Here is a 15,062-nt window from a genome sequence, read left to right as displayed (position 1 = left end):
AAAATGGAGGAGAAGTATGTGTGGAATAGTTGGATATATTGGAAAAGAAGAGGCTGCACCGATTCTGCTGGACGGATTGTCAAAGCTGGAATACAGAGGATATGATTCTGCAGGAATTGCAGTTTTTGATGGAGAATCTATCAATGTTGCAAAGACGAAAGGAAGACTTAAGGTACTGAGTGAACTGACACATGATGGCAGGATGCTTCCGGGTACACTGGGGATCGGACATACACGCTGGGCGACACACGGGTCACCGTCCGATACAAATGCACATCCGCATTTGAACAGTGAAGAGACAATTGTAGTTGTACATAACGGAATTATTGAGAATTACCTGAAGCTGAAAAAGAAACTTGAAAGTAAAGGATACCGGTTTGTATCAGAGACAGATACCGAGGTCATTGCACATCTTCTGGATTATTACTATAGAGGAAATCCGCTGGAAGCAGTGACAAAGATTATGCACCGGATGGAAGGTTCCTATGCCCTTGGAATTATCTTTAAAGATCATCCGAATGAGTTATATGCGGTCCGCAAGGACAGTCCGCTGATTGTCGGACATACGGACGGAGGAAGTATTATTGCTTCTGATGTGCCGGCAGTATTAAAATATACAAGAGATGTTTATTTCATTGAAAATGAGGAAATTGTAAGGCTTACCGAACAAAATATGGAGTTTTTCACGGTAGATGAAGAACCATTGAAAAAAGAACCGGTCCATATTGACTGGGATGCGAACGCGGCGGAAAAAGGCGGATACGAACATTTCATGCTGAAGGAGATGTACGAACAGCCGAAAGCGATCGCTGACACCTTTTCTCCTAGGATCAAAGATGGCAGGATCGAAATCGAAGAGCTTGGAATGGATGATGAGGCAATCCGCGCAGTAAAGAAAATTGTGATTGTGGCATGTGGATCCGCGTACCATACGGGAATGACAAGCAAATACATTTTTGAAGGAATGGCAAGAATTCCGGTAGAAGTAGATCTGGCGTCCGAGTTCCGGTACCGCGATCCGATTCTGACAGATGGGACACTTGTTATTGTAATCAGCCAGTCCGGAGAGACGGCCGATTCTCTGGCCGCATTGAGAGAGGCAAAAGAAAAAGGCTGCAAGGTACTTGGAATTGTAAATGTGGTAGGAAGTTCCATTGCCCGGGAGGCTGACAACGTAATGTATACATGGGCGGGACCTGAGATTGCAGTTGCAACAACGAAAGCTTACTCCTGCCAGCTGATTGCGCTTTATCTTCTGGCAATGAAGTTTGCGCATGTAAGAGGAACGATTTCGGAAGGCGAACTTGCGGAGATGATTGAGGAGCTGAAGAAGCTTCCGGCTCAGGTTGAGATGCTTTTGAACAACAAAGACAGGATTCAGAAATTTGCCAACCGTTATCTGGCGGCAAAAAGTATTTTCTTCATAGGCAGAGGCATTGACTACGCGATTTCCATGGAAGGGTCATTAAAGCTGAAAGAAGTATCGTACATTCATTCCGAAGCATATGCAGCCGGCGAGCTGAAACATGGAACGATCTCGCTGATTGAAGACGGAACACTTGTCACAGCGCTTCTGACGCAGGAAAATCTGTACAAGAAGATGATCAGCAACATCGAAGAAGTCAAGACAAGAGGAGCTTTTGTCATGGCGGTTACCAATGAGGGGCATATCGATGTGGAAAAAGCGGCAGATTATGTGGTCTATATTCCGAAGACCAACAAGTATTTTACAAATTCTCTTGCCATCATTCCACTGCAGCTGTTTGGCTATTATGTGGCAGTCGGACGGGGCTGTGATGTGGATAAGCCGAGAAATCTTGCAAAATCTGTAACAGTCGAATAGAGAAAAGGCTGAATTTCCGCAAAATGGGAATTCAGCCTTTTTTTATGAATTGATCACAAATTATACACATTTTTTCGATAGACTGACTATCGGAAAGAAAAAGTAATGGGTAACCTGTTGGAAAGGGGATAAATGTTATGAATCAAGAGTATGAATATTACAATCCGGGGCCGGAACCATCCGGGAACGGATCGTTTTCGAACGAGAACCCGAAAAGACCGAAGAAGAAAGTAAATAAGGCTGTTGTAGGGAAAGTTGCGGGCCTTGCTGTCCTGTTTGGGGTTGTCGGAGGTCTTACTTTTCAGGGTGTAAATTATATATCGGGAAGAATACTTGGAACCGGAAACGGAAGTTCACAGAATTCGGCACAGGTACAGACAGTACAGACACAGGAGGATTCGGGGGAAGAGCTGCAGGGATCTGATATCACACAGATCGCAGCCAATTCCATGCCGTTTGTTGTTTCCATTCAGAATATGAGTGTACAGCAGGTACAGGATTTCTTCGGAGGAACAAGAGAACAAACACAGACAAGTGTCGGCTCCGGTATTATTGTCGGTCAAAATAATTCGGAACTGATGATTGTTACAAATAATCATGTAGTGGAGGGAAGTACAACACTGACAGTCACGTTCAATGATGAAACAAGTGTGGAGGCAAGTGTCAAAGGGACAGACTCCACAAAAGATCTGGCGGTGGTAGCTGTTCCGATCCGTCAGATCGGCGATGAAACAAAGAATGGTATTAAAGTTGCCGTACTGGGAAACTCTGATGAACTTCAGGTTGGAGAAGAAGTCATTGCAATCGGAAATGCGCTTGGATATGGACAGTCCGTGACAAACGGAATTGTCAGTGCCAAGGACAGAGAGATCGAGATGGAGGGATTTGACAGCAAACTGATCCAGACAAATGCCGCGATCAATCCGGGAAACAGTGGAGGTGCGCTTCTTAATATCCGGGGAGAAGTAATTGGAATCAATACGGTGAAAGTAAATGCCTCAGCTGTAGAAGGTATGGGATATGCGATTCCAATTTCCGATGTGACAGATATCATTACCGGTCTGATGAATAAAGAGACGAGAACGCAGGTTCCGGAAGCTCAGAGAGGATATATCGGCATCGAAGGTACAAATGTAGATTCTCAGAGTTCGGAACAGTTTGGAATGCCGGAAGGTGTTTATGTTTCCAGAGTAATGGAAAATGGAGGAGCAGAAAAAGCAGGAATTACCAAAGGCTGTATTATCACCGGTATAGAAGGATCCGGTATCAACAATATGGAAAGCCTTCAGGAACAGCTGAGTTACTACAGAATTGGCGAGACCGTGACATTGACGGTACAGTTCCCGGCAGGTCAGGGAGAATACAACGAAAAAGAAGTGGATGTCACGTTGACAGAACAGCTAAGCTAAAAGGAAGAGACGCCGCCAGAGTAATGCCGGCGTTTTTTCGCGTCCGAAATAAAGGAGAGCTACTTGACAAACGGTCATCTGCAATGTAGTATGATTATATACCGGGTCAGGGTATAATTGCAGGACTGATCCGGAGAAAAAAGCAGGCCGAATGAAAAGAAGCGGAGGAAACAGGATGGAAGAAGAGAAGAAAAAACACAGGGAAGGAAAAGAATACCGGGATCTGGTCAACCGCCTGAGCCGAATAGAGGGACAGGTGCGTGGAGTTAAAAAGATGCTGGAAGAGGATCGGTACTGTATTGATATTCTTGTTCAGGTTCAGGCCATTCAGGCAGCGTTGAATGGATTTAATAAAACACTCCTTTCTGAACATATTCATTCCTGTGTGGTGAAGGATATCCAGGAAGGGAATGTAGAATGTGTAGACGAACTGTGTGAGACGATTAAAAAGCTGATGAAATAACAAGGTGCCTCCGGCTGGTATGGAGACGGGAGTGTGTAAACAACACACTCCCGTTTTTTTGAGAGAAAAATGCTTCCGGCACCATGCCCCCGGTCAGGATCGGCAGGCCGGATTGTCAAATTCAGGGTTGAACGCATAGAAGTTCTTACTGTCGAGATGGTCGGTTACAATGCGGAGTGATTCGCCGAAACGTTGATAATGAACAATTTCGCGTTCTCTTAAGAAACGGATCGGGGCGATGATATCCGGATCATCGATCAGACGGAGAATGTTATCATAAGTTGTACGGGCTTTTTGCTCTGCTGCAAGGTTTTCGTGAAGATCTGTGATCGGATCCCCTTTGGACTGGAATACAGTGGCGGTCCATGGCATTCCGCTTGCGGCCTGAGGCCAGAGAGCCAGTGTATGGTCCACATAATATGTGGCAAATCCGGAACGCTCAATTTCTTCCGGGGACAGGTTTCTTGTCAGCTGATGGACAATGGCACAGATCATTTCCATATGGGCGAGTTCTTCTGCTCCGAATAAGGATGAAGTCGCTTTTGAACAGTAAAAAACAGGTCTTCGGAGATCAGGGCGGGATGAAGACCCTGGACAATGAGATAGTCGTTCTGCCTTGGCCGGTGTGCAGTAAGAATTCCATCCTTCAGTTTTGGCGAAGTCTTCCGGTAATTCCAGCGAAGTTTCCCGATATAGACAGGATTATCCAGTATATCGTGAACGGAGGAATAGGTAAATGCAGGGGCTTTCCGGGGATGGTAAGTGCGGGAACGGTTCAGTTCACCGACAACTTCGGAAATAGTGAAGGATTTTTCGCCGTAAAGAGAAAAAATCAGACGGACAGCAGGAGATTCGTGATTCGGGCAGAGTGTAAAACCTTTCCGGTCGGGAAGACGAATACGGTCATATCCGTACGGGGCAATATTCCCGACGTATTTTCCCTCTTTGATACTGGCGAGCCTTCCGGCCTGCATCCGCCGGTTGATTGTTTTATACTCTCTGCGGGACATGAAGAGACTGAATTCAAAATACTCCAGATCAAAATCATTTTCCGGTTCGTAGATTTTGTACGGGGTTATAATCCGCGTGCCGCTGTACTGAAAAGTCCGTGTTACGATCCCCTGATCGATAGAGTCGCCTCTTGCCAGACGTTCAATTTCCATAACCAGGACACCTTCCCACTTTCCCTGTTCTACCTCGGAAAGCAGCTGTTTCATTACGGGACGGCCGGAGATCGTATCTCCGGATCCGACTTCCCGGTAGATTTTCAGGACGGGGAGAGACATGGAGTCGGCAAGGGATCTCAGAACGGATTCATGCCGGAGAAGTGTGCTTCCCGGGTGAAGACGCTCCATTTCCAGATCTTTTCGGGATTTTCTAAGATACATGCAATAAGACAAAAAAATCATCCTGTTAACTGTTTTGTAGAAATTTATGAATAAAAAAGAGAAGATATGAAAAAGAGGTCCAAAAATGAGGAGTGCCGGTACAAAATGTACCGGCTGAATTATGAAAAAGAAAATTGTTTACTTAGAAAGGTTTTGCTTTCTATGTGTTTTAATATACAGGAAGAATATGAAAAAAATATGTTTCTGATTTGAAAAAAGCATGAACAATATGTAACCGGATCAATGTCTGATGTTATGTTCCTGGCAATAAGCAACAAGGATATCAATGAATTCTCCGGCAGAAGGTTTAAAGCCAAGAGGATAGGATGCAATCTGACTTAAAAACTCTCTGTTTCCACGTTCCCAGCAAATCGTGATTACTGTACGGAGGTTTCGTTCTACATTACTTACCGGAGTATGATAATAAGAAGCGATATCAAGATACAGCTTTTTTGTGATGGAAAGAAGATACTCTTCATTGGACAGGGCAAGAATGACTGCTCTGTAGAGGTAGTGATACCCGCGGTAAGTGGCATTGATACCCAGCCTGTGAATCAGCTGCGAAAGATTTTCCATGATTCTCCTTTCTCTTACATCTGAGACAACACCATAATGTTCTATTATAATATAGAAAAGCCGGGAAATATAAATACGACATTTTTAGACGGAAAAAGACAAAGAAAGACAAAAAAGAAATAAGAAATCGGAGCGGATTCTTCGGTCCCGATATCGGTCAGAATTCCGGTAACCTCTTTGTAAGGCATGGTATACCGTTGAGAGAGGTAGCGCATGGATGCTGCAAGCTCTCCGTCAGGGCCTCCGAACTGACTGATGATAATCTGGGCCGCTTTTGGATCCGGTTTTGAAATTTTTACCGGAAACTGAAGACGTTTTTCATAATTCCACATAAATCAGCATCCTCCTTCCTGCCATGGCCATGGTTCGTTGATCCAGTTCCAGCGGTCCCCGCATGATTCGTCCGTACTGTCAATGGTGAGAGGACCATAACATGCTGCATATTCTTCCAGCGCCTTGATACGCTGCTCTTTATATTTGTGAAAAAAGGCGAGTGCTTCTTCGTCATCCGGATGTGTGTCGAGATACAGCTGAATGTCATTTACAGCAAAGCTGACAGTGTTAATATGGTTTAAAAGCTCTTTTCGTGAAGGAAAGTTTTTCATGAACAGCAGCCTCCTTTGCCAAGAAACGGTTTGTCGAGCTCCTCGAAAATAGTCCCCCGTATAAAGGCCCTGCAAACCGGGTAAGGTTCCATATAGCGCTGCCACGGGACATAAGCCATTGCAACAGGAAACTCTTTTTTCAGATTTTCTTTCGCGCCGCAGATGCTCTTTCCCGTGTGATCCTGATTCTTATAAGGCTGGCGGAACGGAGGGCGCTGATAATAATTCTGCATTCTGAAACTCCTTTCAATCTTTTTTCTAAGATTATCATATGGGAAAACAAAGTGAAAGTTACAATTCATTTCCGGGAGAAGGTTGTTTTTCCGCGTCAATACGGATATAATAAGAAATCATCGGGGCAGTATAAATGAAAAATATGGAGTGAATGGATATGGATCAACGTCAAAGACTAAAAAGAAAACGAATGATACGCCAGAAGAAAATGACAGGTAAAGTAGAATATTCCTATTTTGATTACGGGCTCGTAGCTGTGCTGATCTTTCTTCTTTGTTTTGGACTGATTATGCTTTATAGTACAAGCTATTATTCGGCGCAGATTGACTATGACGGGGACGGTACGTACTATTTCAGAAGACAGCTGATGATCAGCGCTCTGGGACTTGTCGTGATGTACGTGGTGACAAAGATTGACTATCATCTTTATGCGAGATACGCCAAGGCTCTTTATGTGATTTCCTTTATTTTGATGGCGCTTGTTCAGACACCGCTGGGAATTGAGGCAAACGGGGCGAGAAGATGGATTCAGCTTCCTTTCAGGCAGCAGCTGCAGCCGTCCGAGGTGACCAAAATCGCCGTGATTTTGTTTATCCCTTATATCATATGCTCTCTTGAAAAAGAGGCTTATACGAAAAAAGGGGCGTTCAGGATATTTCTGTATGGAGGACTTGCCGCAGCAGGTGTATTCGTCCTGACGGAGAATCTGAGTACTGCGGTTATCGTATTTGGAATTGCAGCAGTCATCTTTTTTGTAACATATCCAAGGACGAAGAAAATTGCGATTGCTTTTTTTGTAATTGTAATCGGGGGGCTGATTGCAGGCCAGATCCTTGGAAGACTTCTGGAGTCCAGCGGCAATTTCCGGCTTCAGAGAATCCTTTCCTGGGTAGATCCTGAAAAGTATGCCCAGAGCGGAGCATTTCAGACGATGCAGGGACTTCTGGCAATCGGAAGCGGAGGCTTTTTTGGAAAAGGTCTTGGAAACAGCGCCCAGAAAATGGTCATTCCGGAGCCGCAGAATGATATGATTCTTTCCATCATCTGCGAGGAACTGGGAGTCTTCGGCCTGATTGTCGTTCTGGTATTGTTTGGCATGCTTCTTTACCGGCTGATGTTTATTGCACAGAATGCGCCGGATCTATACGGATCTCTTATTGTGACTGGGGTGTTCGCGCACATCGCGATTCAGGTTATTCTGAATGTCGCTGTTGTTCTGAATGTGATTCCAACGACCGGCATCACGCTTCCGTTTATCAGTTACGGAGGAACTTCGGCGTTGTTTTTGATGATTGAAATGGGGATTGTCCTGAATGTATCGGGAAAAATTAAAATACGCAGATAAAATATCTTTTCTTTCCCACAGGTTTGTGTTATGATAAATAAAGTAGTATTGAAAACTACATATTATAGACGCAAAAATCACACCATGGAATGTGGGAGGAATAAAAATGAGTTATAAAGTGATTGTAGACAGCTGCGGAGAACTGACACCTGAGATGAAAAATTCGGGAAAGATTTTTACAGCTCCGCTGATATTGAATGTCGGAGGACATCTTGTCGTAGATGATGAGACATTTGATCAGGCGGATTTTCTGGAGCGGGTAGCAAAATGCAGTGAATGTCCAAAGTCATCCTGTCCATCTCCGGAGTCCTATATGAAAGCATTTCAGGGAGAAGCCGAACGGGTTTATGTGGTGACACTTTCCGCGGAGCTGAGCGGCTCTTACAACAGTGCTGTGCTGGGAAAGAACCTGTTCCTGGAAGAGTATGGCGAAAAAGACATCTATGTATTTAACTCACGGTCTGCATCGGTAGGAGAGACGCTGATAGCAAAAAAGATTATGGAATGTGAAGAGCAGGGGATGACCTTTCAGGAGGTTATCGATGCGGTAGAGACATACATCGACGGACAGAATACGTATTTTGTTCTGGAGTCACTGGAAACCCTCAGAAAAAACGGAAGACTCACCGGATTGAAAGCGCTGGCGGCATCGGTGCTGAATATCAAGCCCGTTATGGGGGCGACAAAGCAGGGCATCATTATCCAGCATGGGCAGGCCAGAGGCATTAACAAAGCACTTGTTAAAATGGTGGACCGCGTGGTGGAGGAGATTGTCCAACCGGAGGAAAAGATTCTCGGTATTGCGCATTGCAACTGTCCGGCACGGGCAGAGCTTGTAAAGGAAATGATCCAGAAGAGGATTCCGCTTAAAGAGGTCATTGTGCTCGATACAAGAGGAGTCAGCAGTATGTATGCCAATGATGGCGGCGTGATCATTGCCGTATAATGCAGACGGAGATTGTGTAAGAAATGTGAAATCAGGATTCAAAACTTGTATTTGCATGGTGAATGTGTTATCATGTATACCAGTTGAGTGCAAAAGGAGTAACAGATATGAGCCTGACAAAAGCAGATTCTTATAAAAATAACAGGGAAAAAAGAAAAAAGGAAGAGAAAAAGAAAAAGCTTCTGTTCCGTCTGAAGACGGCTCTGGCGGCAGTGATTATTGTACTGATTGTTGTCTGGATCGGATTTTCCGGATATCAGAAGATTGAAGAGAGCAGACCGAGAGCAAGTGTGACAGCTGATTATTCCGCGTTTGAGGAATATCTTAATGGCCTGAGCGGCACAGAAGAAACGGAATAAGATCCTATGTAATGAAAGGCGAAAAGGCAGTATGGTTTCATCCATACTGTCTTTTATTTTGTTCCGGGAAAAGCCCGCAGGACTCTTAACAGACGTGAAAACCTGTAAGAAATTATTAAGAATCATTTTGGAAAAAACACTTGAAAAAGCAGGGTGTGTGGTTTACAATGGTTTCAAGTGGTAGAAAGTGGAGAGAAGTGGTACAAAATGGTGGAGGCCATCCCCATTTTGGAAGAAGGTGATTGTATGTTGAACGGAGAATTCAATCATAGTATTGATGCAAAAGGCCGCCTGATCATCCCTTCCAAGTTTCGCGAAAGTCTGGGAGAACATTTCGTGATAACAAAGGGAATGGACGGCTGTTTATTTGTGTATCCGGACGACGAATGGAGTGCCTTTGAGGAAAAACTCCGGGAATTACCACTTACAAACAAAAAAGCCAGAGACTTCAAACGTTTCTTTCTTGGAAGCGCTGTCGATGGTGAACTTGACAAACAAGGTCGAGTACTTATCTCTTCTGCCCTGAGAGCATATGCCGGACTGGAAAAGGAAGTAGTTCTGGCAGGTGTCCTTGACAAGATTGAAATCTGGGACAAGAAAGCCTGGGATGCACATAGTGAAGAAGTGGAAGCGGATATCGATGATATCGCAAGTGACATGGAAGATCTGGGCCTTAGTATTTAAGATCATATGATGGAGGAGAACGCCATGGCATTTGAACACAAATCAGTATTGTTGGAAGAGGTCGTAAATGGTCTGAACATCAAGCCAGACGGCATTTACGTAGATGGAACGCTTGGTGGAGGCGGACATGCTTTTGAAGTGTGTAAGCGGTTAAACGACAAGGGGAGTTTTATCGGAATAGACCAGGATGCCGCCGCAATTGAAGCGGCAGGAATCAGGCTTCGCAGTTTCGGGGAGAAGGTTACAATAGTAAGGAGCAATTATTGTGATATGAAGCTGCGGCTCCGGGAATTAGGCATTGACAAGGTGGATGGGATTGTCCTCGATCTGGGCGTATCGTCCTACCAGCTGGATACGGCAGAGCGTGGATTCTCATACACAAAAGATGCACCGCTCGATATGCGGATGGATACGAGGCAGACAAAGACGGCTGCCGATATTGTCAATGGATACAGTGAGATGGACCTTTTTCGGATTATCCGGGACTATGGAGAAGACAAATTTGCGAAGAATATTGCAAAGCATATTGTTCAGGCGAGGGAAAAAGGTCCTATTACAACCACTGGCGAGCTTACAGAGATTATAAAAGCATCGATTCCAATGAAGTTTCAGAAGATGTCAGGACATCCGGCCAAGAGGACGTTTCAGGCGATCCGGATTGAGCTGAATCAGGAACTGACAGTTTTGAAGGAATCTTTGGATGAGATGATTGATTTATTAAATTCAGGAGGAAGGATCTGTATTATCACTTTCCACTCACTGGAAGACCGGATTGTAAAGGAAGCATTCCGACGGAATGAAAATCCGTGTACATGTCCAAGTCATTTTCCGGTATGTGTATGCGGGAAGAAGTCAAAAGGAAAGGTCATCACCAGAAAGCCGATCCTTCCGGGGGAAACAGAAACCGAGGAAAACAGCAGATCAAAAAGTGCAAAGCTCCGTATTTTTGAACATGTCTGATACGGGATGAAATACGGAAATACCAGACACAGAAAGAAGGAACGTGTATGGCAGCAGGAAAGAAAAGAAAACAGGGAAATGACATCTATATGTATGATAATCTTGTCCGGGTCAGACAGACACAGGCGGAGCAGAATACAGATGGTTACGAAGAAGAAAAGCAGGTGAGTCCTCAGACAAGGAAAAATCAGCGCAGAGCGATGAAACTCGGCTTTGGATATGTGACATTTCTGGCCGGGGCAGTGGCAGCGGCATTATTTGTCTGTTTCCATTATGTGGGAGTCCGGGCGGATCTGGATAAGCAGACAAGAAAGATTGAAAGCCTTCGCACGGAAATCACCAGCCTGAAAGAAAAAAATACATCGGAATACAACTATATTGCCAACTCTGTCAATCTGGAGGAAATCCGGGAAAGGGCTGAAGAACTTGGAATGGTCTACGCGGATTCGTCTCAGATCGTGAAATATCAGAGTGCAGGCACTCATGAAATCAGACAGTATGAAAGTATTCCGGAGGATGGGGAAGCATCGGATAAATAACAGCATATTGACAAGGGGAATTACATGATAAAAAGAAAAAAAAGAAATGAATTCCGACATTTTCCAAAAAAATTTCCAAAGAAAATGAAGATAAAGCTGGTAGGAGTGTTTACGGCAATCGTACTGGCTTTTGTTTTTTTGACAGGCAGGGCAGCGGCTTTAAATCTCACAAAAGGAGACGAATACCAAAAACAGGTGATGAGCCAGATGCGAAGCGGAAGTCAGACGATCCCGTTTAAACGGGGTGATATTCTGGATACGAATGGTACGGCGCTTGCGACAAGTGAACGCTCCTACAATGTGATTCTGGATGTGGCAGGGCTTCTGGAAACAAAAACGACATATCAGAACAAACGGATCAATGCTACAGTGGAGGCACTTGTAAGTGCATTTGGACTGGATGAGCCGGAGCTCCGGGAGATTCTGCAGGATCAGGCGGACAGCAGATATGTCATACTGAAATCCAATGTGGATTATGAGACAGGAAGAGACTTTCAGAGCCAGATGGATCAGAATGCCGATATTGTGTGTGTGACACTGGAAGATTCGTATGTAAGAACTTATCCTTATGGAACGCTGGCAAGCGATGTGATCGGATTTACCTCATCCGGAAATGTTGGGACGATCGGGCTGGAGGCATATTATAACAGCGAATTAAACGGAACGGACGGAAAGAGGACCGGATATCTGTCATCCGGATCAAGTTCGGAAAGTGTAATACAGAGCCCGACGGACGGCAATTCGATTGTTACAACAATTGACGCCAATCTCCAGGCGATCGTCGAAAAACATATTCTCGCATTGAACGAGCGTCTGCGGGACAATGACCATGAAGGAGAAGGGACAAAAAATACAGCCGTCATCGTCATGGATCCGAATACGGGAGCCATTCTGGCTGAGGCGAGTTACCCGAATTTTGATCTGAATAATCCAAGGGATCTGTCAGAGTACTATACCACGGAGGAGCAGGAGGCAATGACGGATGAGGAACGTCTGGATACTCTGAATGCGCTCTGGAGAAACTTCTGTGTCAGTGACACGTTTGAGCCGGGATCTACAATGAAACCATTTACCATGGCGGCAGGATTTGAGACGGGAAAACTGACAGGAAATGAAACGTATGTCTGTACCGGTTCTTATTCCTATGAGGGAGTGGCAAATCCGGTTTCCTGTATTGCAACAAACGGACATGGGACGGAAACATTAAAGCAGGTTTTGGAAAATTCATGCAATGTTGGTATGATGCAGATTGCTGAAGTGCTTGGTGCGGACGATTTCTGCCGGTACCAGCATCTGTTCGGGTTTGGAGAATATACCGGAATTGATCTTCCGGGAGAGGGAGATACATCAAATCTTCTTTATTCGGCTGACAACATGCAGCCGATTGACCTTGGAACCAACTCGTTTGGTCAGAACTTTAATGTGACAATGACACAGCTTGCGGCCGGATTTTGTTCACTGATCAATGGCGGGAACTATTATGAGCCGTATCTTGTCAAAGAGATCCGCAATGCCAACGGAGATGTAGTGGAGACAAAAACACCGGTACTGGCGAGAAAAACGGTTTCTCAGGAGACCTGTGACATTCTGAAAGACTACATGTATGGAGTTGTGCAGGAAGGAAGCGGAACATCGGCCCAGGTAGAAGGATATGCAATTGGTGGAAAGACGGGAACAGCGGAAAAACTGCCAAGAAGTGAAGGAAAGAATCTGAACTCCTTTATCGGCTATGCGCCGCAGGAAAATCCGGAGGTCATGATCTACGTAATTGTGGACGAACCGAATCTTGCGCAGCAGGCAGCAAGTTATCTCGCAACGGGCCTTGCAGCAGATATTATGGAAGAAGCATTTCCATATCTGAATATCACAAAAACAGAATAAAAAGAATAACCTCACAGAAGGATTAATAAGTTATATCAATCACTTCTGTGAGGTTTTTTGATGAAAAACAAAACCTATAATAAAAAGAAGATACTGATTGTCTTTCTTGCCGCCACTGTCATGATTCTTGGACTGATCGGGAGGCTCTGCTATCTGATGATTTTGGACGCGGAATATTATCAGAAAAAGGCGGAAGATCTTCATGAGAGAGAACGGGAGATCAAAGCGGCAAGAGGGGAAATTGTAGACAGAAACGGCAAGGTGCTGGCTACCAACAAGACTGTCTGCACGGTTTCCGTGATACACAGTCAGATTGAAGACCCCGAGGCAGTAATCAGGGCGCTGAGCAGCACTCTGGAACTGGAGGAAAGCGAGGTGCGGAAAAAGGTGGAGAAGGTATCCTCCATGGAACGGATTAAGACCAATGTGGAAAAGGAGACCGGAGACAAGATCCGGGAGATGAACCTGGCGGGGGTCAAAGTGGATGAAGACTTTAAACGGTATTATCCATATGAAGAACTGGCGAGCAAGGTGCTTGGATTTACCGGAGGAGACAACCAGGGAATCATCGGGCTGGAAGTAAAATATGAAGACTATCTGAAAGGAGAAAACGGGAAAATTCTCTCGACAACAGATGCCAGAGGAGTGGAACTGGAAGGTATAGCGGAAGACCGGATTGAACCGTCAGCGGGAAATACGCTTCAGATCAGCATCGATTATAATATCCAGAAATACGCACAGCAGATGGCACAGAAGGTGATGGAGGAAAAACAGGCGGATAAAGTGGCCATCATCCTGATGAACCCGCAAAACGGGGAGATCTATGCGATGGTCAACTGGCCGGAATTTAATCTGAATGAGCCGTTTGAACTGCCGGAAGGCGTATCTGCCTCCTCGGAGGAAGAAAAGCAGGAACTTCTGAATCAGATGTGGAGAAACGGGTGTATCAATGATACCTATGAACCGGGATCCACCTTTAAGATCATCACCTCCAGCGCCTGCCTGGAAGAAGGGGTAGTCGATCTGGATGATACATTTGTGTGCCCTGGATATAAGATTGTAGAGGATCGGAGAATCCGGTGCCACAAAGTAGGAGGACACGGGGCGGAGACATTCGTGGAAGGAGTGCAGAATTCCTGTAATCCGGTTTTTATGGAGATCGGGCTCAGACTGGGAGCGGAGCGGTTCTGCGATTATTTCGAGCAGTTCGGCCTGATGGAAAAAACCGGGGTGGATCTCCCGGGAGAGGCAGGAACAATCATGCACCGGCTGGAAGATATCGGGGAGGTGGAACTTGCCACCATGACTTTTGGCCAGTCGTTCCAGGTAACGCCGGTTCAGATGGCAGCGACAGTCAGTTCGCTCATTAACGGGGGAAAACGTGTGACACCGCACTTTGCGGTATCGGTACAGGACGGTGAGAGCGGGAGGACGATCAAGACATTTTCCGATAAGCAGGGAAAACGGATTGTTTCGGAAGAAACATCGAAGACCATGCAGAAAATTCTGGAAAGTGTCGTGTCAGAAGGCTCCGGGAAAAATGCCTATATCGAAGGATACAGCATCGGAGGGAAAACAGCGACATCTCAGACGCTTCCAAGAAGTGCCAATAAATACATCTCTTCCTTTATCGGTTTTGCTCCTGCCGAGGATCCGCAGGTTCTGGGAATGTGTGTCATTTACGATCCCCAGGGAATCTATTATGGCGGAACGATCGCAGCTCCGGTCGTGAGGGAGATTTTCGATGATGTGCTTCCGTATCTGGGAATTGAAAAAGAAGAGTGAGCGCAGGCGGTAAGCTTGCAAAGACAGGGCAAATACGTTATAATT

16 protein-coding genes and 1 pseudogene are annotated in these 15,062 nt (G+C 45.3%); 11 read left to right on the top strand and 6 right to left on the bottom strand.

The window, feature by feature from the left end:
• Window positions 1–16 precede the first annotated feature (16 nt).
• The 3 genes from glmS to H6A32_RS04240 all read left to right on the top strand — a co-directional run bounded on the left by glmS (window position 17) and on the right by H6A32_RS04240 (window position 3,715).
• On the top strand, window positions 17–1,843 hold the full coding sequence (glmS, locus tag H6A32_RS04250; protein ID WP_204863823.1) for a glutamine--fructose-6-phosphate transaminase (isomerizing): 1,827 nt from the start codon (window positions 17–19) through the stop codon (window positions 1,841–1,843).
• Between the two features lie 137 nt (window positions 1,844–1,980).
• A complete protein-coding gene (locus H6A32_RS04245; protein WP_087252547.1) occupies window positions 1,981–3,252 on the top strand; it encodes a S1C family serine protease in 1,272 nt (423 codons plus the stop codon).
• Between the two features lie 151 nt (window positions 3,253–3,403).
• The gene (locus tag H6A32_RS04240; protein ID WP_330677524.1) at window positions 3,404–3,715 is read left to right on the top strand and encodes a metal-sensing transcriptional repressor; all 312 of its coding nucleotides are present in this window, start codon (window positions 3,404–3,406) and stop codon (window positions 3,713–3,715) included.
• A gap of 93 nt (window positions 3,716–3,808) precedes the next feature.
• Here H6A32_RS04240 and H6A32_RS04235 read toward each other — a convergent pair.
• From H6A32_RS04235 to H6A32_RS04210, 6 genes and pseudogenes are all read right to left on the bottom strand, one after another.
• Window positions 3,809–4,237: pseudogene (locus tag H6A32_RS04235) on the bottom strand (manganese catalase family protein); the annotation flags it as partial.
• Window positions 4,207–5,103 carry a recombinase family protein gene (locus H6A32_RS04230; RefSeq protein ID WP_255396395.1) on the bottom strand — a complete coding sequence of 299 codons (897 nt, stop codon included), beginning with the start codon at window positions 5,101–5,103 and terminating at the stop codon, window positions 4,207–4,209. The gene H6A32_RS04230 and the pseudogene H6A32_RS04235, both read right to left, overlap by 31 nt.
• 240 nt (window positions 5,104–5,343) lie before the next feature.
• Window positions 5,344–5,679, bottom strand: coding sequence for a sporulation initiation factor Spo0A C-terminal domain-containing protein (locus H6A32_RS04225; RefSeq protein ID WP_087168339.1), 336 nt, complete (start codon window positions 5,677–5,679; stop codon window positions 5,344–5,346).
• Between the two features lie 44 nt (window positions 5,680–5,723).
• On the bottom strand, window positions 5,724–6,011 hold the full coding sequence (locus H6A32_RS04220) for a manganese catalase family protein (RefSeq protein ID WP_087168338.1): 288 nt from the start codon (window positions 6,009–6,011) through the stop codon (window positions 5,724–5,726).
• A gap of 3 nt (window positions 6,012–6,014) precedes the next feature.
• Window positions 6,015–6,284 carry a spore coat protein CotJB gene (locus tag H6A32_RS04215; protein ID WP_087252550.1) on the bottom strand — a complete coding sequence of 90 codons (270 nt, stop codon included), beginning with the start codon at window positions 6,282–6,284 and terminating at the stop codon, window positions 6,015–6,017.
• Window positions 6,281–6,517, bottom strand: coding sequence for a spore coat associated protein CotJA (locus tag H6A32_RS04210; protein WP_087168336.1), 237 nt, complete (start codon window positions 6,515–6,517; stop codon window positions 6,281–6,283). The genes H6A32_RS04215 and H6A32_RS04210 overlap by 4 nt, the downstream gene beginning before the upstream one ends.
• Window positions 6,518–6,675: 158 nt before the next feature.
• Between H6A32_RS04210 and H6A32_RS04205 the strand changes: the two genes are divergently transcribed.
• From H6A32_RS04205 to H6A32_RS04170, 8 genes are all read left to right on the top strand, one after another.
• On the top strand, window positions 6,676–7,863 hold the full coding sequence (locus H6A32_RS04205) for an FtsW/RodA/SpoVE family cell cycle protein (RefSeq protein ID WP_243424852.1): 1,188 nt from the start codon (window positions 6,676–6,678) through the stop codon (window positions 7,861–7,863).
• A gap of 106 nt (window positions 7,864–7,969) precedes the next feature.
• Entirely contained in the window at window positions 7,970–8,809 is an 840-nt protein-coding gene (locus tag H6A32_RS04200) for a DegV family protein (protein ID WP_204863821.1), read from the top strand.
• Between the two features lie 107 nt (window positions 8,810–8,916).
• Window positions 8,917–9,168: a hypothetical protein gene (locus H6A32_RS04195; protein WP_087168333.1), complete on the top strand. Its 252-nt coding sequence runs from the start codon at window positions 8,917–8,919 to the stop codon at window positions 9,166–9,168.
• Between the two features lie 246 nt (window positions 9,169–9,414).
• Window positions 9,415–9,852, top strand: coding sequence for a division/cell wall cluster transcriptional repressor MraZ (gene mraZ, locus H6A32_RS04190; protein WP_087168376.1), 438 nt, complete (start codon window positions 9,415–9,417; stop codon window positions 9,850–9,852).
• Window positions 9,853–9,876: 24 nt separating this feature from the next.
• On the top strand, window positions 9,877–10,812 hold the full coding sequence (rsmH, locus tag H6A32_RS04185) for a 16S rRNA (cytosine(1402)-N(4))-methyltransferase RsmH (RefSeq protein WP_087252554.1): 936 nt from the start codon (window positions 9,877–9,879) through the stop codon (window positions 10,810–10,812).
• Between the two features lie 47 nt (window positions 10,813–10,859).
• Window positions 10,860–11,351: a LapA family protein gene (locus H6A32_RS04180; RefSeq protein WP_087168331.1), complete on the top strand. Its 492-nt coding sequence runs from the start codon at window positions 10,860–10,862 to the stop codon at window positions 11,349–11,351.
• Window positions 11,352–11,435: 84 nt separating this feature from the next.
• Entirely contained in the window at window positions 11,436–13,232 is a 1,797-nt protein-coding gene (locus tag H6A32_RS04175; protein ID WP_242958949.1) for a peptidoglycan D,D-transpeptidase FtsI family protein, read from the top strand.
• Between the two features lie 60 nt (window positions 13,233–13,292).
• On the top strand, window positions 13,293–15,017 hold the full coding sequence (locus H6A32_RS04170) for a peptidoglycan D,D-transpeptidase FtsI family protein (protein ID WP_204863820.1): 1,725 nt from the start codon (window positions 13,293–13,295) through the stop codon (window positions 15,015–15,017).
• Window positions 15,018–15,062: the final 45 nt, after the last annotated feature.

This window comes from Drancourtella massiliensis (genome assembly GCF_016900655.1).
Lineage (GTDB): Bacteria > Bacillota > Clostridia > Lachnospirales > Lachnospiraceae > Sellimonas > Sellimonas catena.
This window is presented reverse-complemented; position numbering and strand designations above follow the sequence as displayed.